The organism is Rufibacter psychrotolerans (assembly GCF_016924645.1).
Classification (GTDB): Bacteria; Bacteroidota; Bacteroidia; order Cytophagales; family Hymenobacteraceae; genus Nibribacter; species Nibribacter psychrotolerans.
On record NZ_JAFFJV010000006.1, the window covers coordinates 121829 to 147134 of the forward strand.

Annotated in this window: 17 protein-coding genes; 16 read left to right on the top strand and 1 reads right to left on the bottom strand. The window is 54.7% G+C overall.

Annotated features, from left to right (window positions below; translation table 11 throughout):
* Positions 1 to 37: 37 nt before the first annotated feature.
* Positions 38 to 6439, bottom strand: a complete 6402-nt coding sequence (locus tag JT718_RS07340; RefSeq protein WP_205501584.1) for a T9SS type A sorting domain-containing protein — start codon at positions 6437 to 6439, stop codon at positions 38 to 40.
* Between the two features lie 890 nt (positions 6440 to 7329).
* Here JT718_RS07340 and JT718_RS07345 point away from each other — a divergent pair.
* From JT718_RS07345 to recO, 16 genes are all read left to right on the top strand, one after another.
* Positions 7330 to 8322, top strand: a complete 993-nt coding sequence (locus JT718_RS07345) for an AAA family ATPase (RefSeq protein ID WP_205501585.1) — start codon at positions 7330 to 7332, stop codon at positions 8320 to 8322.
* A 562-nt stretch (positions 8323 to 8884) separates the two neighbouring features.
* Positions 8885 to 10279 carry a beta-helix domain-containing protein gene (locus JT718_RS07350; protein WP_205501586.1) on the top strand — a complete coding sequence of 465 codons (1395 nt, stop codon included), beginning with the start codon at positions 8885 to 8887 and terminating at the stop codon, positions 10277 to 10279.
* A 135-nt stretch (positions 10280 to 10414) separates the two neighbouring features.
* Positions 10415 to 13234 carry a TonB-dependent receptor gene (locus JT718_RS07355; RefSeq protein WP_205501587.1) on the top strand — a complete coding sequence of 940 codons (2820 nt, stop codon included), beginning with the start codon at positions 10415 to 10417 and terminating at the stop codon, positions 13232 to 13234.
* Positions 13235 to 13501: 267 nt separating this feature from the next.
* Positions 13502 to 14143 carry a heme exporter protein CcmB gene (locus JT718_RS07360; RefSeq protein ID WP_205501732.1) on the top strand — a complete coding sequence of 214 codons (642 nt, stop codon included), beginning with the start codon at positions 13502 to 13504 and terminating at the stop codon, positions 14141 to 14143.
* 33 nt (positions 14144 to 14176) lie between these two features.
* On the top strand, positions 14177 to 14842 hold the full coding sequence (ccsA, locus tag JT718_RS07365; RefSeq protein ID WP_205501588.1) for a cytochrome c biogenesis protein CcsA: 666 nt from the start codon (positions 14177 to 14179) through the stop codon (positions 14840 to 14842).
* Positions 14829 to 15107, top strand: coding sequence for a CcmD family protein (locus JT718_RS07370; RefSeq protein WP_205501589.1), 279 nt, complete (start codon positions 14829 to 14831; stop codon positions 15105 to 15107). Before ccsA (JT718_RS07365) ends, JT718_RS07370 begins: the two co-directional genes overlap by 14 nt.
* A 139-nt stretch (positions 15108 to 15246) precedes the next feature.
* Positions 15247 to 15672 carry a cytochrome c maturation protein CcmE domain-containing protein gene (locus tag JT718_RS07375; RefSeq protein WP_205501590.1) on the top strand — a complete coding sequence of 142 codons (426 nt, stop codon included), beginning with the start codon at positions 15247 to 15249 and terminating at the stop codon, positions 15670 to 15672.
* A gap of 156 nt (positions 15673 to 15828) precedes the next feature.
* Positions 15829 to 18435, top strand: coding sequence for a cytochrome c biogenesis protein CcsA (ccsA, locus tag JT718_RS07380; RefSeq protein ID WP_205501591.1), 2607 nt, complete (start codon positions 15829 to 15831; stop codon positions 18433 to 18435).
* A gap of 59 nt (positions 18436 to 18494) precedes the next feature.
* The gene (locus tag JT718_RS07385) at positions 18495 to 19442 is read left to right on the top strand and encodes a Rossmann-like and DUF2520 domain-containing protein (RefSeq protein ID WP_262897343.1); all 948 of its coding nucleotides are present in this window, start codon (positions 18495 to 18497) and stop codon (positions 19440 to 19442) included.
* An 84-nt stretch (positions 19443 to 19526) separates the two neighbouring features.
* Entirely contained in the window at positions 19527 to 19856 is a 330-nt protein-coding gene (locus JT718_RS07390; RefSeq protein WP_205501593.1) for a 2Fe-2S iron-sulfur cluster-binding protein, read from the top strand.
* Positions 19857 to 20000: 144 nt separating this feature from the next.
* The gene (gene iscX, locus JT718_RS07395; protein ID WP_205501594.1) at positions 20001 to 20240 is read left to right on the top strand and encodes a Fe-S cluster assembly protein IscX; all 240 of its coding nucleotides are present in this window, start codon (positions 20001 to 20003) and stop codon (positions 20238 to 20240) included.
* A 52-nt stretch (positions 20241 to 20292) separates the two neighbouring features.
* Complete coding sequence (locus JT718_RS07400) at positions 20293 to 20787, top strand: KdsC family phosphatase (RefSeq protein WP_205501595.1); 495 nt, start codon at positions 20293 to 20295, stop codon at positions 20785 to 20787.
* Positions 20788 to 20896: 109 nt separating this feature from the next.
* A complete protein-coding gene (locus JT718_RS07405; protein ID WP_062543874.1) occupies positions 20897 to 21091 on the top strand; it encodes a cold-shock protein in 195 nt (64 codons plus the stop codon).
* Between the two features lie 110 nt (positions 21092 to 21201).
* On the top strand, positions 21202 to 22047 hold the full coding sequence (locus tag JT718_RS07410; RefSeq protein ID WP_205501596.1) for a geranylgeranylglycerol-phosphate geranylgeranyltransferase: 846 nt from the start codon (positions 21202 to 21204) through the stop codon (positions 22045 to 22047).
* 91 nt (positions 22048 to 22138) lie between these two features.
* Positions 22139 to 24454, top strand: coding sequence for a type IX secretion system anionic LPS delivery protein PorZ (gene porZ, locus JT718_RS07415; RefSeq protein ID WP_205501597.1), 2316 nt, complete (start codon positions 22139 to 22141; stop codon positions 24452 to 24454).
* An 89-nt stretch (positions 24455 to 24543) separates the two neighbouring features.
* Positions 24544 to 25254 (top strand): DNA repair protein RecO, encoded by a 711-nt coding sequence (gene recO, locus JT718_RS07420; RefSeq protein ID WP_205501598.1) that lies wholly within the window; start codon positions 24544 to 24546, stop codon positions 25252 to 25254.
* Positions 25255 to 25306: the final 52 nt, after the last annotated feature.

A 25306-nucleotide genomic window follows, 5' to 3' on the forward strand; every position in this document is an offset into this window, starting at 1 on the left:
GCCGCTCTTTTTCTTTGTATGGGAGTTGCCAGGTTATTTAGCGCTTCACTACTCTAACCACGGTGTCTACCCCGGTGCCCTGGATTTTCACCAGGTAGGTGCCGGCGGCTTCGTCCGTCAGGTCAAGGCGCTGCACCGCGCCTCCCTGGGTCTTGAGGGTTTTCACCAGGCGGCCGTCCAGGGCGTACACGGTTACGGTTACCTGGGGGGCCGTTACGGCGGTAAGGTCCAGGTGCACCGCCTCAGAGGTTGGGTTAGGGTAGGCCCGCACGGTTACCGCCGGGGTGGCACCTGCTTTGGTTTGCACCGCCACCGTTTTGCTGTACTCATGCTTGCCGTCTGTGTCTACCTGCTTGAGGCGATAGTACAGGGTGCCGGCCGGGGCGGTGGCATCAAGGAAGCGGTAGTCCAGGCGCACGTTGCTGGTGCCGTTGCCTTTCACCTGCCCGATGGCGCTGAAGTTCTTACCGTCCAGGCTGCGCTCTACCTGGAAGTAGTCGTTGTCCTTCTCCGCGGCGGTAGCCCAGTTCAGCACCACGCCGTTCGCCTGCGCCTTGGCCGTGAAGTGGAGCAAGGTTACCGGTAGCGGGGTAGCCAGATCGTTCAGGCGGGCGGCATACTCGTATTGGTCTGTGGTGCCCGGTTTCAGGACCAGCTGTTGGGTCACAATCGCGCCGCCAGCTTCGGCGTCAAACAAATCTACCAGGCCGTCAAGATCGGTGTCTCTGTAGTACTGGTTGCCCGGGATCAGGAAGGCGAAGGTGCCGTTTACTCTTTCCAGCCAGTTAGGGATGCCGTTCTGGTTGCTGTCTTGGGTGGTGTAGTAGCCTTTTCCGGTTTTGGCCTCAAAGGCCGCGGCGCGGGTCTTGTAGTCGCCCAAGGTGATACCGTCCTGGTCATCGTCCAGGGCCTCCACGAAGTCCTCGTACTGGTCATTGTCGCTGTTGGTGTCACGGTAATCTGGCAGGTCGGTGCGGTCTGTGTTCACAATGGCCACGGCGGTGCCGTTTGTTTCACAGCCGCAGGTGGGGTCATAGGCGTTGTCTAAGCCGTCATGGTCGCTGTCTGAGCCGGTGCGGGCCGTAAACCCGAAGGTAGACTGCGCCTCTATGTTGTCCAGGATGCCGTCGTTGTCAGAATCGGTGTCCTGGAAGTCTTTGTAGCCGTCACCGTCTGTATCCGGGTTCGGAAGTTTTACCTTGCCGTCGGCACCCAGCACCGCCAGCGGAATCCCAGACTTGTTTACTCCACTGGTGAAGGTGCCGGTGAGCGGGTTGTACCCTTCGGGGGCCACGCCGCCGTTGGCCTCAATGGCGTTCGGGATGCCGTCGCCGTCAATGTCAATGTCGTAGCCTCTGATCATGCCGTCTAAGTCAATGTCAAACCCGTCGTGGATGTCGTCATGGTTCAGGTCTTTGAAAGCGCCGTACACCGGGTGCACAAAGTCTGGGTCAAGGTAGTTGTACACGCCGTCGCCGTCATGGTCGCCGGTTGGGTTTGCCACTTCCTGCTCGGTGATGATGCCGTCATTGTTGTCGTCCAGATCATCCACATCGGCAACGCCATCATTGTCCCAGTCGCCCGAGATCATGTAAGAAACGGCGGTCTCGCTCACTCCGCCCACGGCATCCGTCGTCCGGATGGTGAGGGTGTAGGTGCCGGGCACCAGCGCGTGTTTGTAGGCTACCTCCAGTTCGCCGTTGCCCTGCAGGCGCATGCCCTTGGGCAACGTGCCGCCAATAACCTCCGCCGACTGGATAGGACCGTCTGGATCGGTGAGGACGGCAATGTGGTCGCCGGTGTTGAAGAGGAACATGTGCCTGTTGGTAAGCAGCACCTCAGCGGTGGCCTCCCGGTCAATGGCCGTGAGGTGGATGACGGTGCTGTTGTTGCCGTCTTTGGTGGTACCTCCCTCTGGGTCATACTCATTGGCGGCGTATTTGTAGCCCAGGCTGTTCAGCACGCCAATGGTGGTGGGCTGGGCCAGTAAGGTCAGGGTCTTGGTTTCGTTCACGCCCAGGGTGCCAATGGTCCAGAGTCCGGTGGCCGGGTCAATGGAGGTGCCAGGAGCCGGGGTGCCGCTGCCGGTCACCAGGATAAGGCCCGGGGCCACGCCAGAGGCAATGACCACGCCGGTAGCCGGGTCTGGCCCCAGGTTGGTAGCGGTGACACTTACCTGGTACTGACCACCTACGTAGTAAGGGCCGCTCACAATGGTGCTGCTGACCGCAATGTCGGCGGTGGCAGCGCCCTGGATGGAGGCAGTTTGGCTGTTATTGCTGGCCACGTTGTCGTGTTGGTTGGTGGCCACTACAGAGGCGGTGGTGGTATAGGTGGCGGCACGCTGCGGTTTCACCCTGATGACCAGGATCTGGGCATTTTCTGCGCCGGGTAGCACATCAGAGTCCAGGGTCCAGCGGCCGGTGGCCGGATTGTAAGCGCCCGAGGAGGCGGTGGCGCTCACAAAGGCTAACCCGGCGGGCAACTTGTCTTCAATGACCACTCCCGTGGCGGCATCTGGGCCGTTGTTCTGTACCCTTACCGTGAAGCTGGTTTCCTGCCCGTTGAAGAAGGTAGCGGCGGCGGCCGTGTTGGTAACCGCCAGTTCTGCCACCGGCAACACGTTGAGGAGCGCCACGGCCTGGTTGTTTCCGGAGACAGGGTCAAATTGGTCCTGGCCGGTGATGTTACCGCCCAGGTTAAGGCGGCCGGTGGTGTTAGGCACCCCTTTCAACTCCAGGGTTTTCGACTCGCCCACGGCCAGAGTGCCCACGTTCCAGATACCATTGTCAAAGTTGTAGCTGGTGCCCGAAGGAACCACCAGGCCAGACGGAATGAAGTTCAGAGTTCTGGTGCGGGTGTCAATGCCTTGAAGGTTGGTAATGACGTCTGGGCCATTGTTGGTTACGGTCATCCGGAAGGTGGCCTCGGTGAGGTTATGGTAATAATTGCCGGCCGGATCATTGCTGGTCACGGTAAGGGCCAGGGAAGCATCGGCGGCTTTGCGCACTACAAGGGTGGTAGCCGCGGAGTTGTTGGTGCTTACATCGTCTACTTGCACCGGGGTGCCGGTGCGGCTGGCGGAGAACGTGTAGTTCTTGTCGCCGGGTACCGAGGTGTCTGCGTGAGGCGTACCAGTCAAGAGCAACTCTGTGGAGGCACCAGCGGCCAGGTACGGAATCGTCCATAGGCCATTGCTGTAAGTACCAGTTGCAGGGCTGGTAGAGGTAAGGGAGAACCCGGCCGGCAGGGCCGCCGCGAGGGTTACGTTGGTAGCGGCGTCTGGTCCGTTATTGGTCACCACAACCTTGAAAGGCACGGCCTCCTTGGTGTAATAGGCGGGTTGTGGGGTAGAAACCGCCACGGCAATATCTGCGGTGACAACGCCGGTGCCCGACCGGATGTTGTTAGAGGCGCTGTTATTACTGCTTACGTTGTCATACTCAGTATGCGTCTGGGTAGCGGTAGTGGTAATGACGGCACTTTGGTTGATAGTGGCGGTAAACGTCATAGTGGCGGTGGCACCACTGGCCAGCGTACCCACGGTCCAGGTAATGTCACCGGTGCTGGCGTTGTAGGTGCTGGTGCCGGTAGAAACTTTGTTGCTTGTATGGGCATAGGTCAGGGTACCAGGAAGCTTGTCTGTTACCACCACGTTGGTGGCGGCGCTTGGGCCGTTGTTGGTCACCCGTACGGTGTAGGTAACGGTTTCCCCGGTGGTGTAGGTAGTTCCTGTGGGAGCGCTCACCGTGTTGGTCACGGCCACATCGGCGGTGGACTTTACGGCAATGGTGCTGGAGGCTGAGTTGTTGCCGCTCTGGCTGTCAAACTCGGGGTGGGTTTGGGTAGAGGTGAGGGTGTAACTGCCCGTTGCAGCGGCCTTGGCGTACACGGTTAAGGTTTGGCTGCCGCCCGAGGCAATGGTTCCTACGGACCAAACGCCGGTAGAAGCATTGAAGGAGCCTAAACTGGCGCTGGTGCTGGTAACCACCATGCCCGCCGGTAGCTGGTTGGCGACAGAAACGTTAGTAGCGTTGTTGGGGCCGTTGTTGGCGGCTTTGATGGTGAACATCACTTCTTCGTTCTGGCCTGGGTTGGCGGAAGAAACGGTGCTAGTGACAGCCACGTCGGCCGAAGGCGCAACGGTAATGGTGGTAGAGGCCGTGTTGTTGCTGCTGACTTCATCCACCTGAAACCCGCTGCGGCTGCCCAGGGTGGCGGTGGTAGTGATGGCCCCCAGGGCCGAAGTGCGGGCTACCAGGGTAAGCGTCTTGGTCTCATTCACGGCCAGGGAGCCTACTGTCCAGTTGCCGGTAGCCACGTCGTAGCCTGCCGGCGCAGTCCCTGCCAAGGTCAGGCCTGTAGGCAATTTGTCGGTTACTACTACACCAGTGGCGGGATTGGGGCCAAGGTTTTTGGCGGTAACGGTATAGGTCACCAGGTCGCCGTTGTTGTAGGTGGTCTTATCGCTTACGTTCTTTACCTCAATGTCGGCGGCGGCTTGTACATTGATGAGGGCGGTGGCGCTGTTGTTGGCCTCCACCTTGTCTGGCTCTGTATGGGTTTGGGTGGCGGTGGTAAAGATGTCGCCCAGTACCTTAGGTGACGCCGTAATGGTGAGAATTTTGGAGGCACCTGTCAGCAGGGAACCCACCGTCCAGACGCCGGTGCTGGGAACGTAGTTGGCGGCATCGGAAGAGCTGATGAACTGCAGCTTGGCGGGGTCCAGCAGGTCGGTGACCCTTATGTTGCTGGCGGCAATAGGGCCGTTGTTGGTTACCGTTACGGTATAGGTGAACGGTTTGCCAATGGTGTACGGAGCGCTGGCGGCGGTATTGGTCACCGCTACGTCTGCGCTGCAGTCATAGGTGAAAAGGGAGGTCTGGGTGCTGGAGCCGGTATAGCCGTAGGTCCAGGTGTTCACGGTCTTGAGGTCACCGGCAATGGAAGAAGCAGAGCCCCATCGGTGAACGCCACCCGTAGAAGCCACGCCAAACAGCTCCGTTTGCGGTGCCGGGAACGAGGAGGTGGGCAGGTTGGTGTCATCCCAGAAAAGAAGGCCATTGTAGTTAGAACCAGCCAAGGGGCGCACGTCTTCTACCCTGTAGCCATCGGCATTGGCCTCAGCGTCCCACACGGGGAAGTGCACCGGGGCGCTGTTGTTCCGGAAGAAATAGTTTAGGTTGGTATTGTTGGGAACTACCTGGCCTAAGCCGTTCAGGCCGTTCCACTCAACGGTGCGGTTTCCTTTCGCGCCGGTAGACTCCAGCAGCACGTCGGCGGTACCGGCCTGGTACCCGTCTACGCCATTCAGGTTGATCAAGACGATAAAGGTACTGGCCTCGCTGGTGTTGAGGCTGAACACAGACTTGCCACCGTTGGTAGAGGTGTTGCAACTGGAGTTGATCTTTACGGTAAACTCGGGCGCCTCGGCACTTGGCCAGATCTCAGGGTCTGGGTTGTTTACAAAGTTGGCATACTCTGGATAGTCGGTTTGGCTCAGTTGGCTTTTTCTCCGGTGGGTGTCAGAAGAACCGGCGGCAGCGGTGGAGCCTTTGCTGTTGGTCACAAACCGGAAGAAGTTTTGCGGGGCAATTCCGGCCAGCTCTATTTTCTTAACGAAGTACTTGCCTGTCTGGTCTGCACTGGGAATAAGCGGGTACATGTTGAAGTCTTTGGAGAACACATTGCCGGTGCCCCCCGCAGAGAAAGACCACAACTTGCTGTGCAAACGGCCCGGCTTTTCTGTGCCGTTAGCGTCTACCACGGTGAAATCCCACAAGTCATACACTGAGAACCTCCGGCCGTCATCAGTCCAGCTAGGTTCGCCATCCTGCGTGAATTCCACCCAGTAGTCCTGGTCAGAACCAGTGCCGTTGATGAAGGTTAAGGGTGTATACCCCCCGGCGTTGCGGGTGCTGCCGTTAAGGGAGAACTCCGGCCCAATGGACACCTCCGTGGCGTTGGTGATCACGCCTGCCTGACCCGTCTGCAGCAACATGGATCTGGTGGAGTACCGGTTCCGAAGGAGCGTGGTCTGCTGCACAATGGTACCCACCTGGTCACTGGGTGAAGCTGCCCGACGGATGGTAATGATCAAGTCTGATTGGCTGGCGGAGGTTTGGTCGTGCACCGCCCTGCGCACCCCGTACATAAGGCGCTCCCCATTCTTTACCCTTATATACAGGCGGTGGTCGGTGGAGTAGGTAGACCCGTTCCTGGTGAACCCATAGGGCTTCAGGAAACCCAGGGAGGTGATAGAAACCCCTGAGGCACTTGGGAAGTTGGCGTCATGTGCCAGGTACCCGGCCTTGTCATTCAGGGGGCTGGTGAGGGCAGACGTTGATCTGTTAGGGGTAAGCTGCTTTGAACCTTCACCGTACATGGTGAAGGGGAGGAGTAAGAGGGCAAACAGCAGGACTCGTAACTTCTGGACCATAAACTTTAATTAAATTATTTGTGCATCCAAGCATTGCAGACCTCTAAGTTGAAAGCCTCCCTTTGCCTTGCCTCAAAACTGTGTTTAAGCAAGAGTGAGCCTCCTTCTATTGAAGTCTAACGCTGTAAAATTCAGGTATTTCTACCTTGTAAAATAAATATTTCGGCGGATGGGACTTATAAGCCGTTGAATAGAAATAATCGTCGGTGAATGGTTCTTTGTAAGCGGTAAAACTGGTTGGTTAGCAGTTTGGTCTATTAAATACGGTGTGGTGAGTAGGTATTTGTACGGTATAATTGCTAGGAGATGAAGTGAAATAATTCTTGTCTGTATTTATATAGTTATATTATTGGGTGAGATGCATCTGTTTGCCTCAGAGATGTGCGCTATTTGAATAAGGTGATTATGGCCTGTTTTGGGTAAAACGCCTATAAATCATGGGCTTTCAAGTATTTATATTCAATGGCTTTCCCAAACGGGGTTGTTACAGGCCGAAATCTCTTCCAGCTCATGCGCAGTCTTTCCAATCCAAAGGTGCCGTCTGGTGGTCAGGGGCATGGGTAAAAGGGAAGGGCAGTGGGTCCACCCCAGATAAGGGTATACTGATAGGATAAGGATTGGCGTTCTTGGGGTATATTTTTAAAAACAAGGCAAAAGCAGGCCAGGCCGGGCACTTGCTACAGCTTCCGGGCCGGCGCCCGGATATGGGTTCACTTAGAGGAACTGCTTGGCGTTTCTGGTGCGGCAAAGGCAGCATTCCAAGCGGCTGGCCTGGACCGCTCAATATTCGCTTGCCCTCCAGAAGGAATGGTTTTGGTGGGGTTTATGCCTGCAATGCCGCAGAGTGTGCCGGAGAATAGTTACCTTAGTCCTTAGAAACGAAAGAGTAGATGCAAACAGAAGAACTCTCCTATCAGGAAAAGATACGTGAGCACCAGCTCAAAATAAAGCAGGTGTTCAGAGAGATGGGCAAAGTGGTGGTGGGGCAGCAGTACATGGTGAACCGGCTGCTGATTGGCCTTTTCACGAACGGGCACATCCTGCTGGAGGGAGTTCCGGGTCTGGCCAAGACCCTGACCATCAATACCCTGGCCAAAGTGCTGCACCTGGATTTTCAGCGCATTCAGTTCACCCCCGACCTGCTGCCCTCAGACCTGGTAGGAACCATGATCTACAACCAGAGTTCCTCGGCGTTTGAAGTGAAAAAAGGACCCATTTTCGCCAACCTGGTACTGGCCGATGAGGTGAACCGCTCCCCGGCCAAGGTGCAGTCTGCCCTGCTGGAGGCCATGCAGGAAAAACAGGTAACCATTGGCGAGAAGACCTACCGGCTGGATCTGCCTTTCCTGGTGCTGGCCACGCAAAACCCCGTGGAGCAGGAGGGAACGTACCCCTTGCCTGAGGCGCAGGTAGACCGCTTCATGATGAAGGTGTACGTAGACTACCTGTCCAAGACCGATGAGCTGGAAGTGATGCGCCGCATGTCTAACCTCTCGTACAGCAGCACCGTCAACACCATTCTCACCAAGCAAGACATTTTTGATATCCGCAACGAGATCAACCAGGTGCAGATCTCCGAGACCCTGGAGCGCTACATCATAGAACTGGTGTTCGCCACCCGCCGTCCCGCCGACTATGACCTCACCGACTTCGCCCAGTACCTGCAGTTCGGGGTGTCGCCCCGGGCCAGCATCGCCCTCAACCTGGCGGCCAAGGCCGTGGCCTTCTTTGACGAGCGCGACTACGTACTGCCCGAAGACATCAAGGAAATAGCCTCAGACGTGCTCAGCCATCGGGTAATCCTGAACTACGAGGCCGAGGCCGATAACGTGCAAACCAAGGACTTCGTGGAGGCCATTCTGCGCAAAGTGCCCATCAGTTAAAATAGCACTCAGCCCAAAGCAAAAAAGGCAACCTCAGAAGAGGTTGCCTTTTTTGTTTTGGGCCTATTTCTAAGCAAACAGGCCCAAAACACCAAGATCAGAATTGCCTGCAGGGGACTTCATGCAATGACGCGTCAGAAGTTGCCGCGTGCAGAAATGTGTAGCGTGCCTTCATTAGATAATGTACTGCCAGGGAAGGCTGGGCAGTGCTGCGGGTTTTGGGGCCAGTTTCCTGAAATGGGCGCCAAAAAGCATGTGCTTGCACCAGAACTACTGGTCTGTATCTGGTCTACTGCCCCGGCCTGACATCAATGGGCACGAGGCAAATGCCTGAGCACCTGTAGGGAAGGAATTGGATTAATGTATTCTTAATATTCACGCAGTATTCTTAACAATTGGGTAAAGGGCGGTTAATTCTGAGATAAAGTGCCAGCTCTACTTTTGTCACAACAAAAAAACAGGAAGAGTTAGTTGGGGTTCATTACTCCTTGCTCTGAGCTGTGAGGCACAAATTAACAACGCACTTACAGGCTAATCGCACATCTACTTTTAACCCATAGTTATGAAAAAGACAAGTAAATTTCTTTTCTCACTGTTGATGGCTGGTTCAGTGCTGGCATTTTCATCTTGTGATGATGATGACAGCCAAGTGGCAGAACCAGTAGTGCAAGGGGAGGAGATTGTGGTAGCAGGGACTGCCCAGGGAATTGGTAACGTAACATGGACCTCTAACAACACCTATATATTAGATGGTTTGGTGTTTGTGAACGAAGGTCAGACCCTTACCATTGAGCCTGGTACCGTTATCAAAGGCAAGCCGGGTGAAGGCGAAGAAGCCAGTGCCCTTATTGTGGCCCGCGGAGGTAAAATCATGGCGCAAGGCACGCCTGAGAAGCCTATCATTTTCACCGCAGAGGAAGACGACCTGAATAGCACGACAGATATGCCCCTGGATGCCAACGGACGTTGGGGTGGGGTGATCATCCTTGGTAAAGCCTCTATCAACAGAACCGGTGGCGAAGCCTCCATTGAAGGTATCTCTACCTTGGAAAGAAGAGGTCTTTACGGTGGCTCTAATGACGCAGACAACTCCGGAGTGTTCAAGTATGTGTCTATCCGGCATGCCGGTACCCTTATTGGTGCCAACAATGAAATCAACGGTCTTACCATGGGAGGCGTTGGTTCTGGTACTACCATTGAGTACGTAGAAGTATTCGCTAACCAAGACGATGGATTTGAGTGGTTTGGTGGTACTGTAAACACAAGATACCTGGTGTCTGCCTTCTGCGGCGATGACATGTTTGACTATGACCAAGGCTGGAGAGGAATGAACCAGTTCTGGTTTGGTATCTACAACGAGAACGCTGGAGGAACCGGCGGAGAGTTTGACGGTGGTTCAAACCCAGATGATGTGGAGCCTTTCTCTATTCCTACCATCTACAACGCCACCATTATTGGCAGCAGAACCAAGGCAGGACAAAACGCTGTGATGCTGGTAGATAATGCCGGCGGTAAAATCCATAACAGTGTGTTTGGAGACTTTACCGGAGGTATAGTAGTGGAAGACGTGGCCGATGCCGGTACCGGTGATAGCCGTCAGAGACTTGAGAGCGGTGATCTTGTTTTCGGTAACAACATCTTCTTCAATGTAAACAACAACACGTTTGCAGGCATCGCCGGTGTGGCTGCCAACCAGGATTACCTTCTGGCCCACCTGGAAGCAAATAACAACCGGGTATCTGCCACCAGTGTGCTTACTGGTATCAGCAGAACCAACAACAAAGGCCTGAATCCTTTGCTGCCAACCGGTAGCGCCGCTTTGACTGGGGCAGCAGCCCTGCCTGCTAACGCCAACAACTTCACCTGGACTCCTGCTACCTACGTGGGCGCTTTCAACGGCACCAACAACTGGATGAAAGGCTGGACTTACCTTGACAAATTAGGCTACCTGCAATAACAACCCATCATAAGCGAAGGTGGCAGAGTGACCTTCCTGCCACCTTCGCTTAATCCTTAAGATTTTCTCACCAATCTTTTCTTACATACGATGTTTAAAAATTTACTAAGCCTGGTAGGCTTACTGGTTCTCTCTATGGGGACCGCGTTCGCGCAGAACGGAACTATTAGAGGGCAGCTCAGAAGTAGCGAGACTAGCGAGGTCCTTATTGGGGCTACCGTACAAATTAAAGGCACTTCCATTGCCGCTGCCACAGATTTAGATGGTAAATTCAATCTAACCAATGTTGCCCCGGGTACTTATGAGATAATAGCCTCTTATATCTCATTTGAGTCTAAAACGGTACCAAATGTGGTGGTAAAGAGCAATGAGGTAACCGTACTTAACATTGGGTTGGGTACCTCGTCCACCAAGCTGCAGGAAGTAGTAGTAGAAGGCCGGGCCATCAGAAACTCTGAGAATACGCTGCGCAACATCCAGCGGAAATCGGCCGCCGTGATGGACGGTATCTCTGCCGAACAGTTTTCCAGAAGCGGAGACAGTGATGCTGCCGCCGCTTTGTCCAGGGTAACCGGTTTATCGGTGGAAGGCAGCAAATACGTGTACGTGCGGGGCTTAGGCGACCGGTACGTGAAAACCTCCTTGAACGGCGCCGAAGTGCCCGGTCTGGATCCTAACCGCAACACGGTGCAGATGGACCTTTTCCCTGCCAACCTCATTGACAATCTTACTGTTTCCAAAACCTTCACCCCAGACATGCCGGGCAGTTTCTCCGGAGGTTTTGTGAACATCACCACCAAAGATTTCCCAGACAGATTCACCCTGCAATTCTCTACTTCCATTGGGGTGAATGACCAGACCACTTTCAACAACAACTTCTTAAGCAGCAACAAAGGGAAAACAGACTGGCTGGGGGTTGATGATGGCACCAGAGCCGTACCAGACGCGGTGAACTATGACATCCCGTTTGAGAGCTCGTCCAGTCCTTCCATTGCTGATCGCATAGACAGAGCTACCAAGGCGTTCAACAGAGAGATGGCCCCGGTAAGAAGAGCCGCTCCTGTTAACCATTCCCACTCCTTCTCGCTCGGGAACCAGACAGAGCTGTTTGGCCGTCAGTTTGGCTATGTAATGGGCCTGTCTTACCAAAGATCTTTCTCTTACTACAATAACGGAACCTTTGGGTTATGGGAGCTTACCAGTGCCAATGCAGACCGGTTGCTGGAAGAAAGCCTCCTAGAGGATGAAAGAGGAGTGGAAGATGTAGCCCTTGGTTTCCTAGCCAACTTCTCTTACAAACTGAACAACAACAACAAAGTAGCGCTGAACCTCATCAGAAACCAGAGTGGACAGAACTCCAGCCGTTCCCTGAACGGTATCTTCCCAGAAACCTCTGGCTTATACGGCGAAGATTCCAGACGGAACATCTTTGAATCAAGAGCCATGCACTACACGCAACGTGCCTTGTCTAGCGCGCAGGTAAAAGGAGAACACGTGCTGCCGGGTTTGCAGAAGAGTACCATTGACTGGCTTGCCTCCTTTACCCTTTCTCAGCAAGATGAGCCAGACCTGCGCTTCTTTGCCAATGACTACTTCGTGACGGGCACTGACACCGCTTACCGAATCCAGCCCGCTGCGTATTCCCTGCCTTCCCGCTTCTTCCGTGACCTGGATGAGACCAACCTAGACGTGAAAGTGAACATCACCACACCGTTCACTGCGTGGAATGGCTTGGAGGCAAAAGTGAAGGTAGGCGCCGCCGCCTTGCGCAAAGACAGAACCTTCCGGGAAAATATTTACCGGTATAGATTCTCCAACGGTTATGACTACAAAGGAAGCGTTGCAGACTTCTTCGCTCCCCAGAACCTGGGGGTAGTTTCCCGCCCGGGAGACGCAGAGAACGATGGGCTTTACCGTTATGGCGTGTACTTGCAGGACGGTACCCAGCGCACCAACAACTATGACGGGGAAGAAACGGTGTATGCCGGGTACGGAATGATAGACCTGCCCCTTACCAAGAAACTGCGCGTAGTGGCGGGTGCCCGGGTAGAGGCCACCGATATGTTTGCGCAGAGCTTTAACCAAAACCTGGCTCCTGGTGAGCTAAAGCAGGTAGACGTGTTGCCGTCTGTCAACACCACCTACAGCCTAACAGAAAAAATGAACCTGCGCTTAGGATATTCCAGAACCCTGGCGCGGCCCAACTTCAGAGAGATCGCTCCTTACACTTCGTTTGACTTTGTGGGAGAGCCTGCTTTCACCGGAAACGCCAACCTGGAAAGAACCCAGATTGACAACGTAGATGCCCGCTGGGAGTGGTATCCAGACCTGGGGGAATTCATTAGCGTGAGTGCCTTTTACAAGAACTTCAAGAACCCAATTGAGCGCAGCATCAATACCCTGGCCTTGAACAATGAGATCATCATCCAGAACGTGGACAATGCCAAGGTGTACGGGGTAGAGTTTGAGGTGAACAAGCGCCTGGCCTTTATTACCCCAGCGTTGAAGAACTTCCTGGCAGGCGCCAATCTTTCGCTCATCAAATCAACGGTTAGTATCTCAGCCAGAGAACTGGAGCAGATTAGAGGCGTAAGGCCAGATGCAGAATCTACCAGGCCGCTGTTTGGGCAGTCTCCGTTTGTGGCAAACGCCAGCTTGAGCTACCTCAATGATCCGCTTCGCCTGATTGCCACTGCCAATTACAGCGTGTTTGGTGACAGAATCTCCGCCATTTCTGTAGGAGGAACCCCCAACATCTATGAGCGCTCCCGGCCAATGATGAGCCTGGTGGTGTCAAAAGGACTTGGGCAGAACTTCACCGCCAAAGTGGTGGCTGAGAATCTCTTTAATCCTGCATTCAAGCACAGCCATGAGTACAAAGGGCAAGAGTTTATCTACAGCTCCTACAAAGTAGGCAGAACCTTCTCTTTAGGCGTAACCTACCTCATCAACTAACTAAAACTACATTGGCTATCAATATGGGTGAGATAATATGATACGCCAATTACTTTGCCCATGACTTAGTCTCTCATGTGCAAGGGGCCCGCCAGATATGGCGGGCTTTCTTTGTTGTAGCTGTTTTACCCCTGATTTCCTGAAAGTAAGTCCAAAACAAACCCCGGGGCTGGTGAATAATGATGGAAATCATCTCACCTCATGCATTTGTGTTGTACCTTTGTGGAAAAGTTAGAAGAAGTGCTGCTGAAAGAGGTTTTTTACCTGATGCAAAAGGATTTTGTGCTGGAATGGCGGCAGAAGTATGCGTTTAATGGCATGCTGCTGTACGTGGGCAGTACGGTTTTCATTTGCTACCTCAGCTTTAGTCTGCGCTTCGGAGGGCTGGAGGTGCCGGTCTGGAACGCCTTGTACTGGATCATTCTGCTGTTCACGGCGGTGAACGCCATTGCCAAGGGATTTGCCCAGGAAAGCCGCGGCCGGCTGCTCTATTATTATAGTGTGGTGAGCCCGCAGGGTATCATTGTGGCGAAGATGGTGTACAACGCGGCGCTCATGCTGGTACTATCGCTGCTGTGTTTTGCGTTCTATGCAGTGGTGATAGGCAACCCGGTGCAGGATGTGGGCATGTTCCTGCTCACCATTGTGCTGGGAGCCGTCGGGTTTGCCACCTCGCTCACCATGATCTCGGGCATTGCGGCCAAGGCGGCCAATACGGGTACCTTAATGGCCGTGCTCAGTTTTCCGGTGATGGTGCCCATGCTGCTCATGCTCATGAAGATGTCTAAGAACGCCATTGACGGGCTAGACCCCTCGGTGAGCCTGGACGAGGCCCTGGTGCTGCTGGCCGTGAATATGATTGTGGTAACCGTGTCTTACATCCTGTTCCCGTATTTGTGGCGCAGTTAAGACCGGTAGATTAAGAATAGTAAACAAAAACGAATGAAGCTTTCCTGGTGGAAATGGTTGACCATCCTGCTGCTGCTCTACACAGTGGTGGTAGGCATGTTGAGTGAGGTGCCTCGTTTGGCTATCCTGAACGAGACCATCCGCAATTTATACTTCCACGTGCCCATGTGGTTCGGGATGATCCTGATCCTGCTGGTATCGGTGGTGTACTCTGTGAAATACCTGCGCAATCCGCTTTCCAGAAATGATATCATCGCCTATGAGTCGGCCAAGGTGGGTATTTTGTTTGGCGTGCTGGGTATTGTGACCGGCATGGAATGGGCCCGGTTTACGTGGGGCGAGTTCTGGAGCAACGATCCCAAGCAGAACGCCTCGGCCATTGGGTTGCTCATCTACTTTGCTTACCTCATCCTGCGCGGCTCGTTTCAGGACCACCAGCAGCGCGCCCGCATCAGTGCGGTGTACAATATCTTTGCGTTTGCGGCGCTTATCCCGCTGTTGTTCATTCTGCCGCGCCTCACAGACTCCCTGCACCCGGGCAACGGCGGAAACCCCGGTTTCAATTCCTATGACCTGGACAGCCGCCTGCGGGTGGTGTTCTACCCGGCCGTGATTGGCTGGACGCTCCTGGGAATCTGGGTGGTGCACCTGCGCACCCGTTTGGAAGTTTTAAAGCAACGATTCTATGAAAATGCATAAATGGCTCCTGATGCTGCTCCTGACCTGGGCAGCCGGATTTTCAGCGCCGGCTTACGCGCAATCTGCCCCAGAGCAGGGTTCTACCATTGAGTACACTTCCCCAGACAAAGCAGCTTCATCACCAGAAATGGCCGATGTCCTGCGCCGCGACGGCAAGATCTACATTGTGGTGGCGGTGCTGGTAAGCGTATTGCTGGGCGTTCTGTTGTACCTGATCAGTTTAGACAAGAAGATAGGCCGCCTGGAGCGCGAGCTTCGGCAGTAAACCTGATTTGGGCCTGTTTTGCTGAAAACGGGCCCAAATCAGGCGTTTGTTTTTAAGCACATAAAAGCACCCCCAACGGATTTAATTTAAAAGAAGTGTTGTTAAGAGAGCGGAGTAGTCCGCACATGCTTGCATAACCATGAAAAGAATACACATCATCGGGATTTTAGTGATTGCAGTCGCCATCATGATTATCATGTCCACGGCCTCAGATGCCAGTGTGTACGTGCCGTTCAATGAAGCCAAAGCCAGAGCTCAGGAAGGCGATGACACCAAGGTACACGTGGTAGGCCGCCTGAAGAAAGACGCCAAGGGACACATTGTGGGCATGAAGTATGACCCCATGCTGGACCCTAACTACTTCTCGTTTGTGCTGGTAGACACCAACCGGGTAGAGCAGCAGGTAGTGTACTACAACCCTAAACCGCAGGACTTTGACCGGTCAGAGCAGGTAGTAATTACCGGCAGCATGCAGGGCAACACCTTCGTGGCCGACAAGATCTTGCTCAAGTGCCCTTCTAAATACACCGAAAACGAGGTGAAAGCCGAAACGGCAAGCCTTTAAATATAGTCCTGAGTTCTGAGTCTTGAGTTCTGAGTAAAAAAATCATTCAAGCCAAGCCTCTCTACTCATTAGTGTTATTTTTTATCAGAGTGAATCGTTCCGGTTTTAGGTATTTCAGACTCAAGACTCAGAACTCAAGACTCAAGACTCTTTATAATGGTTAATACTCTAATTGGTGATCTTGGTCACTACAGCGTTATCATAGCGTTTGTAACGGCGCTGGTTTCTTCGTTCTCCTTTTCCTTTGCCGCTAACGCCAACCCCCTTGACGGAGAGCAGCTGGCCTGGAAGAAATTAGCCAGGGGCGCGTTCTTCCTGCACGTGCTGGCGGTTTTCAGCGTTATCTTCTGCCTTTTCAACATTATTTACGAGCACCGGTACGAGTACCACTATGCGTGGAGCCACTCCTCTAACCACCTGCCGGTGCATTACATGATTTCCTGCTTCTGGGAAGGCCAGGAGGGCTCATTCCTGCTCTGGATTTTCTGGCACGCGCTGCTGGGCTTGGTCTTGATCAAGTATGCCGGCAAGAAGTGGGAAAGCCCGGTAATGGCGGTGTTCTCGTTTGTGCAGCTGTTCCTCACCTCCATGATTCTGGGCGTGGTGATCGGGGACCTGAAGATTGGGTCTTCGCCGTTCATCCTCATGCGCGACTTCATGACCGATGCCCCGGTGTTCCAGATGGACCCTAACTTTGTGCCCAAAGATGGAACCGGCCTGAACCCGCTCCTGCAGAACTACTGGATGGTGATTCACCCGCCGGTGCTGTTCTTGGGCTTCGCAGCTACTTTGGTGCCGTTTGCCTTTGCCATTGCCGGTCTCTGGAGAAAAGACTATTCTTCCTGGACCAAGCCTGCCCTGCCTTGGGGCTTGTTTGCGGCCGTAGTGCTGGGCTTGGGCATCATGATGGGTGCTTACTGGGCTTATGAAACCCTCAACTTCGGGGGGTACTGGAACTGGGACCCGGTAGAAAACGCGGTGTACATTCCGTGGTTGGTGCTGGTAGGGGCCATTCACACCTTGCTGGCGTACCGTAAGAGCAGAACCGCTCTGCGGGCCACGTTCATCCTGTTCATTACTTCGTTCCTGCTGGTGCTGTACGCTACGTTCTTAACGCGTAGCGGTATCCTGGGGAACGCTTCGGTGCACTCCTTCACGGACCTTGGCTTGTCTGGCCAGCTGTTTACCTACCTGGCGGCTTTCTTTGTGCTGGCCATTGGCTTGCTGGTGGTGCGTTGGAAGAACATTCCGGCCACGGAAAAAGAAATTGCCACCTATTCTGGTGAGTTCTGGGTATTTGTGGGCGCAGCGGTGCTGTGTTTGGGTGCCTTCCAAGTGCTGGTGACTACCTCTATTCCAGTATACAACGCCTTTATGGGCTTCATTGGCGTGAAAACCAACGTAGCCCTTCCGGCCGACCAGATTGCCCACTACACCAAGTTCCAGATGTGGATGGGGATTGCCATTGCCATCTTAAGCGGTACTGGTCAGTTGCTGTGGTGGCGCAAGCAGAACAGCGGCTCCAAATTGTCTGAGGTGTTCATGCTGCCGCTCATCTTCACTGCTTTATTCTCAGCCCTTATTCTGCTGGTAAGCAAAATGGGCTACATTGAACGCATTGACAATCCTGTGTACATCCTGTTGCTGGTAACGTCTTTGTACGCGGTGTTCAGCAACCTGGCCATCATTCTGGGAGTGCTCCGCAAGAACGTATCCATTGCCGGGGGCGCGGTGGCCCACATTGGCGTGGCGCTCATGCTGATCGGGGTTCTGTTCTCCTCGGGTTATTCTAACATCATCTCCACCAACATGTCGGGCATGGTGTACGCCCGTGAGTTTGGCGATGAGATCAACCGCGACAACGTGCTGCTGTGGCGCAACGCCGCCACCGACATGGGCCCTTACAAGGTTACTTACAAAGGTCAGTTCCTGGAAGTAGACGGTCTGCCTGAGTATGTGAACAAGCAACGGCTGTTCCGCATTGAGGATGAATACAAAGCTATTGCCCGCTATCCGCTCAAAGACGGCGACAAAGTAGTGTACACTGCCGGTGATACCGTGGAGATTGCTCCTGAGAACACCTACTATGAGGTGGAGTTCAAGAACAGAGAAACCAACGAGGTGTTCACTCTGTATCCGCGGGCGCAGGTAAACCCCCAAATGGGATTGCTGGCCTCGCCAGACATCAAGATGTTCGGCACCAAAGACCTGTACACGCACGTGTCTACCGTTCCTGACTTCAATGAGGAGAAGGAATGGGGTGAGTTGAAGGAGTATCGCGTAAAAATTGGTGACACCCTCTTCCTGAACGACTACGTAGCGGTGCTGCACGGCATTGAGCCGGCCAAAGACACGCTGCTCCTGAACCTGAAACCCGGTGACGTAGCTGTCCAGGCTAACATGCAGGTGCTGGGCGAGCGCAACAAATACCACGCACACCCTATCTACGCCATCAGAGACCGCATGGTGGGCCGCGTGCCCGAGGAAATTGAAGACCTTGGCCTGCGCATCATGCTCCTGGACATCTACCCAGACCAGGGCGAGTTCACCATCGGCATCAACACCACGCAGAAGGACTACATCATCCTGAAAGCCATGGAGAAACCTTTCATCAGCGTGCTCTGGATTGGGACCATTGTCATGTGTCTGGGCTTCGTGATGGCCATTGTGCGCCACACCAAAAATGGAAAGGGAGGTAATTCCTCCCAACCCAAAGGCCCTGCCGGCAAGGTAACCGTGAAGCGCGAGAAACAACTGGCGTAAGCAAGTAAGATAATTATCAAAAAGGCCGTTTGTCTGAGCTACGCTGGCAAACGGCCTTTTTGTTTGTCCTGTTTTGGGGCTCTTTTTCCAGAAACAAGCCAAAAACAGCTAGGCCACTGGCTGGGTACAACCTTAAGCAAGGCAAACCGGAAGAAACCCTTTACTTTGCGGGCGGCACCAAACAGAAAAATATGAAAGTAGGCATGGTAGGGGCGGGGCACGTGGCCACGCACCTGGTGAAAGGGCTCGTAAGCCTAGGCATTGAGGTGCCGGTGGTCTGGAGCCGAACGCTGGCCTCGGCGCAAGCCCTGGCAGACCAGGCACCCGCCGCCGTGGCTACCCAGTCGCCCGACCTGCGGTACTTGCCCCACGCCGAGGTCTACCTGGTGGCAGTTCCAGATCTGGCGTTGGCCCACGTGGTGGAGCAGTTGCGCTTTCCCGCCGAAGCCGTGGTGGCGCATACCTCGGGCGCGCAGCCCCTGGAGGCCCTTGCTGCTCTGCCAGAGGGGCGGACCGGGGTATTTTATCCGCTGCAGACCTTCAGCAAGGAAAAGGACCTGGACTGGAGGAAGATTCCCCTGTGCGTGGAGGGAAGCTCCCGGCAAGCCGAGGAAGTGCTGCTGAACCTGGGGAAGCTACTGAGTGAACAGGTGGTACGCATGAACGGCCCGGCCAGGCGGCAACTGCACGTGTCGGCGGTGTTTGCCTGCAATTTCACCAACCACCTGTGGGGCGTGGCGCAGGACTTATTGCAGAAGGCGGGCCTGCCCGTCAACCTGGTAGAGCCCCTGGTGCAGGAGACGGTGCAGAAAGCGTTTCAGTTTCCGCCGTTCACGGTGCAAACCGGTCCGGCCCAGCGGGGAGACACCAACACCCTTCAGGCCCACCTGGAGCTGCTGGGCGCAACTCCGCAGTACCAGCACCTGTACCAGGTGCTCACCCAAAGCATACAGCAGGTGGCCCAAAAGGGGCTAGTTTCTGAAAAAGAGGCCCAAAACGGCCAGTAGCTTAGAAGGAACTGCCGCTAAACCCGCTGAGTTTTGATTAGGGCGGTTGTATGCCTACCTTTGCACCTTTAAAAGAATCATCGCATGAAAGTCGTAAATATTACATATAAGTTCGAGGACGGAAAGCCCGACGAAACCCACCTGGGAGCCGAAGGCGAATCGGTGCTGGACGTAGCCTTGAACAATGGGATCCATCTGCAGCATAACTGCGGCGGGGTGTGCGGGTGCAGCACGTGCCACGTCTACGTAGAGAGCGGCATGGATGACCTGCCTGAGATCTCAGACAAAGAAGAAGATTACATTGACCGCGCCGTGAACCCCAGAATCAACTCGCGGCTGGCGTGCCAGTGCGTGGTGCAAGGAGGGCAGGACCTGGTGGTGACCATTCCCAAGCAAGATTTCCTGGGGCACTAACTTTCTTAGTTGTTAGTGATTGGTTAGTGGTTGTTAGAAGCTTAGCCTGCCCAGGATGCAATAACTGGAAACAATGCTTCGTGAACTACCAAAGACTAAAAACCAACCTAACAACTAAACACTAAACACTAAAAACCAAAGAATATGAGCAATCTATATGAGCCGCCCATGAAGTGGAGCGACCACGAAGACATAGCCATGGCGCTTTATGAGAAGTTTGGCGATGAGTTTGGCGAGAACAAGATCTACCGCATCCGGTTTACCGACCTGTTGGAGTGGGTGCTGAGCCTGCCCAATTTTGAAGGCAAGCGCGAAGAAGCCAATGAGGCCCACCTGGAGCAGATTCAGGCCAAATGGGTGTACGAGTGGCGCGATAACCAATAGAACCCCGTATAACTGGTAGAACTCTTTTTCAGGTCATACATCAGACTCTTCCATGCAAGCACTCCCTGATTTCAAGAATATCACCACGTTCATTTTTGATGTGGATGGCGTTTTGACAGACGGCACCCTGCTGTGCTTTTCTACCGGTGAACAGGCCAGGGCCTTCAACATCAAAGACGGCTACGCCATCAGGCACGCCCTCAAGAAAGGCTACCGCGTGGCCATCATCTCGGGGCGCAATGAGCCGGGGGTGCGCAAGCGCCTGGAGTCGCTGGACATCAAAGACATTTACCTGGGCGTGGAGAACAAGCTGGACACCTTCCAGAATTACGTCTATTATTATGGAATTGACCCCGAAACGGTGGTGTTCATGGGCGATGACATGCCTGACCTGGAGGTGATGCAGCACTGCGGCATCTCGGCCTGCCCGGCCGATGCGGCCATTGACATCTGTGACATTTCGCAGTACGTGGCAACCGCCGAGGGCGGAAAAGGCGCAGTGCGTGAGCTCATTGAGATGGTGCTCAAGCTGCAGAAGCGGTGGTGAGTATTTTTACGGTTTTCCTTGTTTTTAATTTTTTTATAAAGAAAGTTTGGATTTTGTATAATAATCCTATATTTACAGAATCATTCATTATTTCAATTTTTAAATTTTTATGAAAACAGGAACTGTTAAATTCTTCAACGAGTCTAAAGGCTACGGCTTTATCACGGAAGAAGCCACCAATGAGGATTTCTTTGTACACATCACAGGCCTCAACGGTATCCAGATCCAACAGCACGACAAAGTAGAGTTCGACACCAAAGAAGGTAAAAAAGGCATTAACGCGGTTAACGTGAAGAAAATCTAACACTTCTACGCATCATACTCATTTTGTAAAAGCATCAAAAAGCCCCTGCTCCAGGGGCTTTTTTCATAGGTAAGAATTAAGCCGTACCTTAGGTTTTTCCTTTTGTACCTGTGAAGCAGTTCCTGGCCCTCATCCGGTTTCCCAACCTACTCATCATGGTCTTGACACAAGTGTTTGTGCGCAAGTTTCTGGTGTTTCCAGAGCGGCCGCTGCTGCAGACGCTTACCTGGCCCTTCGGGATCTTGCTCCTGGCCACCGTTTTTGTGGCCGCCGCCGGGTACATCATCAATGACTATTATGACATCAAGATTGACCGCATCAACAAGCCTGAGCGGGTAGTGGTGGGCAAGGCGCTTACCCGCCGCAAAGCCATGATCATTCACCTGTACCTGACGGCCATGGGCGTGCTGCTGGGGGCCTTGCTGGGGGTGCGCATTGGGCTGGTGCTGCTGGGGGTGGCTCTGCTGTTGTGGGGGTACTCGGCGCAGTTTAAGAAGCAGCCGTTTGTGGGCAACTTCACCATTGCGCTCTTGTCGGCGGCCATGGTGCTGGTGGTGCCCCTGCAGGCGGGACAACCTTCTCTGTCCGCCTGGGCCTACGGGGTGTTCGCCTTCCTGATCTCCCTGGTGCGCGAAATCATCAAAGACATGGAAGACGTGCCGGGCGATGCCTCTTTCCGGTGCCGTACCCTGCCCATTATTCTGGGCGTTCCTAAAACCAAGTGGGTGCTGTACGGCATTATTGCCTTGTTTCTGCTGTTCACGGGCGTTGTCATGCTGAACCGCCTGCACGAGCCCCTGTTCATTGGGTACCTGTTTGTGGGCGTGGTCTTGCCCACCCTGGTGTTGGTGCGCCAGATATTCTTCGCCGACCGCAAAAAGGAGTTCTCGCACCTGAGCTGGCTGTGCAAGGCCATTATGGTCACCGGCATCTGCTCCATGCTGGTGCTTCGCTAGAAAGTCAAAAGCCTTGCGGGGCGGAAGGCTGTTTTTACGCTGTTTTGGGCAAAACACACCCAAAACGGACCTAATCTGTGTAACTTTGGATATGGCGTCTCTAAGAATCAGTAGGTGGGTAGTGGCCCTGGGGAGCTTCTTCTGGGCATTGCAAGCGTATGCCCAGACCAGCAGCCTGCCCCTGGGTACCTGGCAGTTGCACGTACCCAACCACCGGGCCAAAGCCCTGGCCGAAACCCCCACTTCTATTTACTGCGCCACTGAAGACGGTTTCTTCCGCTACCTCAAGGAAGAAAATACCCTGCAGACCCTTTCCCGCACAGACGGGTTCAGTGACGTGAACCTGAGTACTTTGGCCTATGACTCAGTGGCCGGGGCGCTGGTGATTGCCTATGAAAACACCAACCTTGACCTGCTCATGGACGGCAAGGTGCACAACCTCACCGAGCTCCTGCGCAAGCCCATGGCCAGCGCCAAAACCATCCACCACGTGTATGCGCACAACAAGAAAGCCTACGTGGCCACTTCTTTCGGGCTGGTGGTGGTAGACCTGGTGAAGCTGGAGATCAAAGACACATACAGCAACCTGGGGTCCCAGGGCGAGGCGGTGCAGGTGTACGCATCGGTAGTGCTCCATGACAGCCTGTACATTGCTTCTTCCGGCGGAATCATGGCCGCGCCCCTCAACCACCCCAACTTGCTTGATTTCAGAAGCTGGCGTAGGTTTACCACTGATCATGGTCTGCCCGCCGGGGTAGGCACTGATGCCATCAGGACCATTTCCGCCCTGCGGGGCGAAGTATACGTGGGGATCAACGGCCACGGGCTGTACCGGTTTAACGGTGCTTCCTGGGGCAAGGCCGCTTTCTCCGTAACGGGCGACCAGTTCAGGGCCATGGAAACCAACGGGCGCCGCCTGCTCATCTCCGGGGCCAATGAAGTGCTGGAGGTACACGCCACCGATCAGGTCTCCCGCCGCCAGGATCCTTTGCTGCAGAATGTGCGCATGGCCATCCCAGCCAGGGAAGGAGGCCTGTGGGCGGCGAGTTACGAGAAAGGCCTGGTACGGATAACCAACGCCGGAGGCTTAGCCTTCGTGCCCAGCGGCCCGGCTTCGGTGGATGTCTTCAGTGTGTACGCCGAGCCCAACCTTTTCACGGTGCTGGGCGGCGGCTACAGCCAGGGTTACCTGCAGCGGGGCTCAGACGCTGGGTTCTACCAATACCAGAACGGGCAGTGGACCAGCTACAACTCGGCAAGTGGGGGAGAGTTTCCGGCGCACGCCCGTGACCTGGTCATGGCCCGCCGCAATCCGGTCAACAACAAACTCTATATCGCCAGTTACGGGGCCGGGCTCATTGAGTGGAACGGTCTGGATGACATTACCCTGTACAACAACACCAACAGCCCGCTGCTCAGTGCGGTGGGCCCCAGTGACCGTAATTTCATCAGGGTGACCGGCATAGCCGTGGATGCCGCCGGAAGCGTCTGGGTTGTGAACCGGAACCAGTTGGCCAACTCGCCCGGCTTGTTTGAACTGCAGTTAGACGGTACCTGGAAAGCCCATCCGTTTACGGGCTATAGCCTGGGCAGCGGGCTGGACAAAGTGGTGGTAGACGACAACGGCTACAAATGGGTCACCATCAGCACCAACGGCACCGACGCCGGCATCATTGTCTATGATGATGTGGCCGGCAAGTACACGTACCTGGGAGGGGAGGGGCAAGGCGGTCTGCCGGGCCGGCAGGTCTTTGCCCTGGCGGTAGATCTGCAGGGCGAGGTGTGGGCCGGTACCAACAACGGCGTGGCCGTGTTCACCAGTTCACCCGATCTTTTTTCCGGTTCTTACCAGGGAGCGTATCTGCCCATCTATGAACGCCGCCCGCTGCTGCAGGGGCAGGTGATCAGGAGCATTGCCGTAGACGGCGGCAACCGCAAGTGGGTGGGCACAGACACCGGTATCTGGCTCTTCAATGAAACCGGCGAGGAGATGCTCCTCCATTTCACCACCCGGAACAGCCCCTTGCCCTCCAACAACATCAGGGACATCTCCATCAACCATGCCACCGGTGAGGTGCTGATAGGGACCGAAAGTGGGGTGGCGGTTTACCGCGGAACGGCCACCAAAACCGAGAAAGTAAACACCAACTGCCTGCAGGTATTCCCTAACCCGGTGCGGGCTGGGTTCACCGGTACCATTGGCATCTCCGGCGTGCCGGATAACGGCTGGGTGAAAATCACCGATGCCGCCGGGTTCCTGGTGTTTGAGGGCCGGGCGGCGGGAGGCACCTTCGCCTGGAACGGGCAGGACTACAACGGCCGCAAAGCCAGGACGGGGGTGTATCTGGTGCTGGCCACCTCGGCAGACGGGTCGCAGACCTGCACTTCCAAAATAGCCATTCAGTAGAAAAGGGCGCGCCAATGCAAGAAGTCCTGCCCTGGGGAGATCGGGCGGAGGCGGGCTTCGTAAGGAAAATCTGAACGTACAACAACTCTATGCTGGTAAAAACCCGTGGTATTGTCCTGAGCTTCATCAAATTCAAGGAGTCGTCTATCATTGTCCGCATCTACACCGAGGAGCTTGGGCTGCAGAGCTACATTGTGAACAGTGTCCGGAAGAAGGGCAGCGCCTCGCGCATTGCCTTGTTTCAGCCGTTTACCCTGCTAGACATGGTGGTGTACCCCTCCAGCAAAGGGGGCCTTACCCGCATCTCTGAGTACAAGTGCAGCCATCCGTTCGCCACGGTGCCGTATGACATCAGGAAGAGCAGCATCCTGCTGTTCTTGTCTGAGATTGTGGCCCGCACCGTGCGGGAAGAGGAGGAAAACCGACCCTTGTTTGAGTTTCTGCACCACTCCATCCTCCTGTTTGACCAGAAGCAGAGCGGGTTTGAAAACTTCCACCTGGTGTTTCTGCTGCAACTGGCCGCGTACTTGGGCTTCGGCGTTTCCTCCGCTGAGGAGGTGATTACCCAGGTAGCGTTTGAGGCCGGTGGGGCGGGTACGTCTGGCAATAACCTGATGCAGCTGCAACAACTGGAACCGTACTTAACCGAACTGCTCCAGCGCATGGATGATGCCCACCTGCCCAACGGCAGGGTAAGGCGGGAACTGCTGCACTTGCTGGTGCGCTATTTCCAGCTGCACGTAGACCAACTGGGCGAAATAAAATCACTGCCGGTATTGTCTGAGGTGCTAAGTGACTAAAACCTGGTTCTTCGGTTCAGTAAGCCCTGTCTATTTCTTAGGGATTGCACCC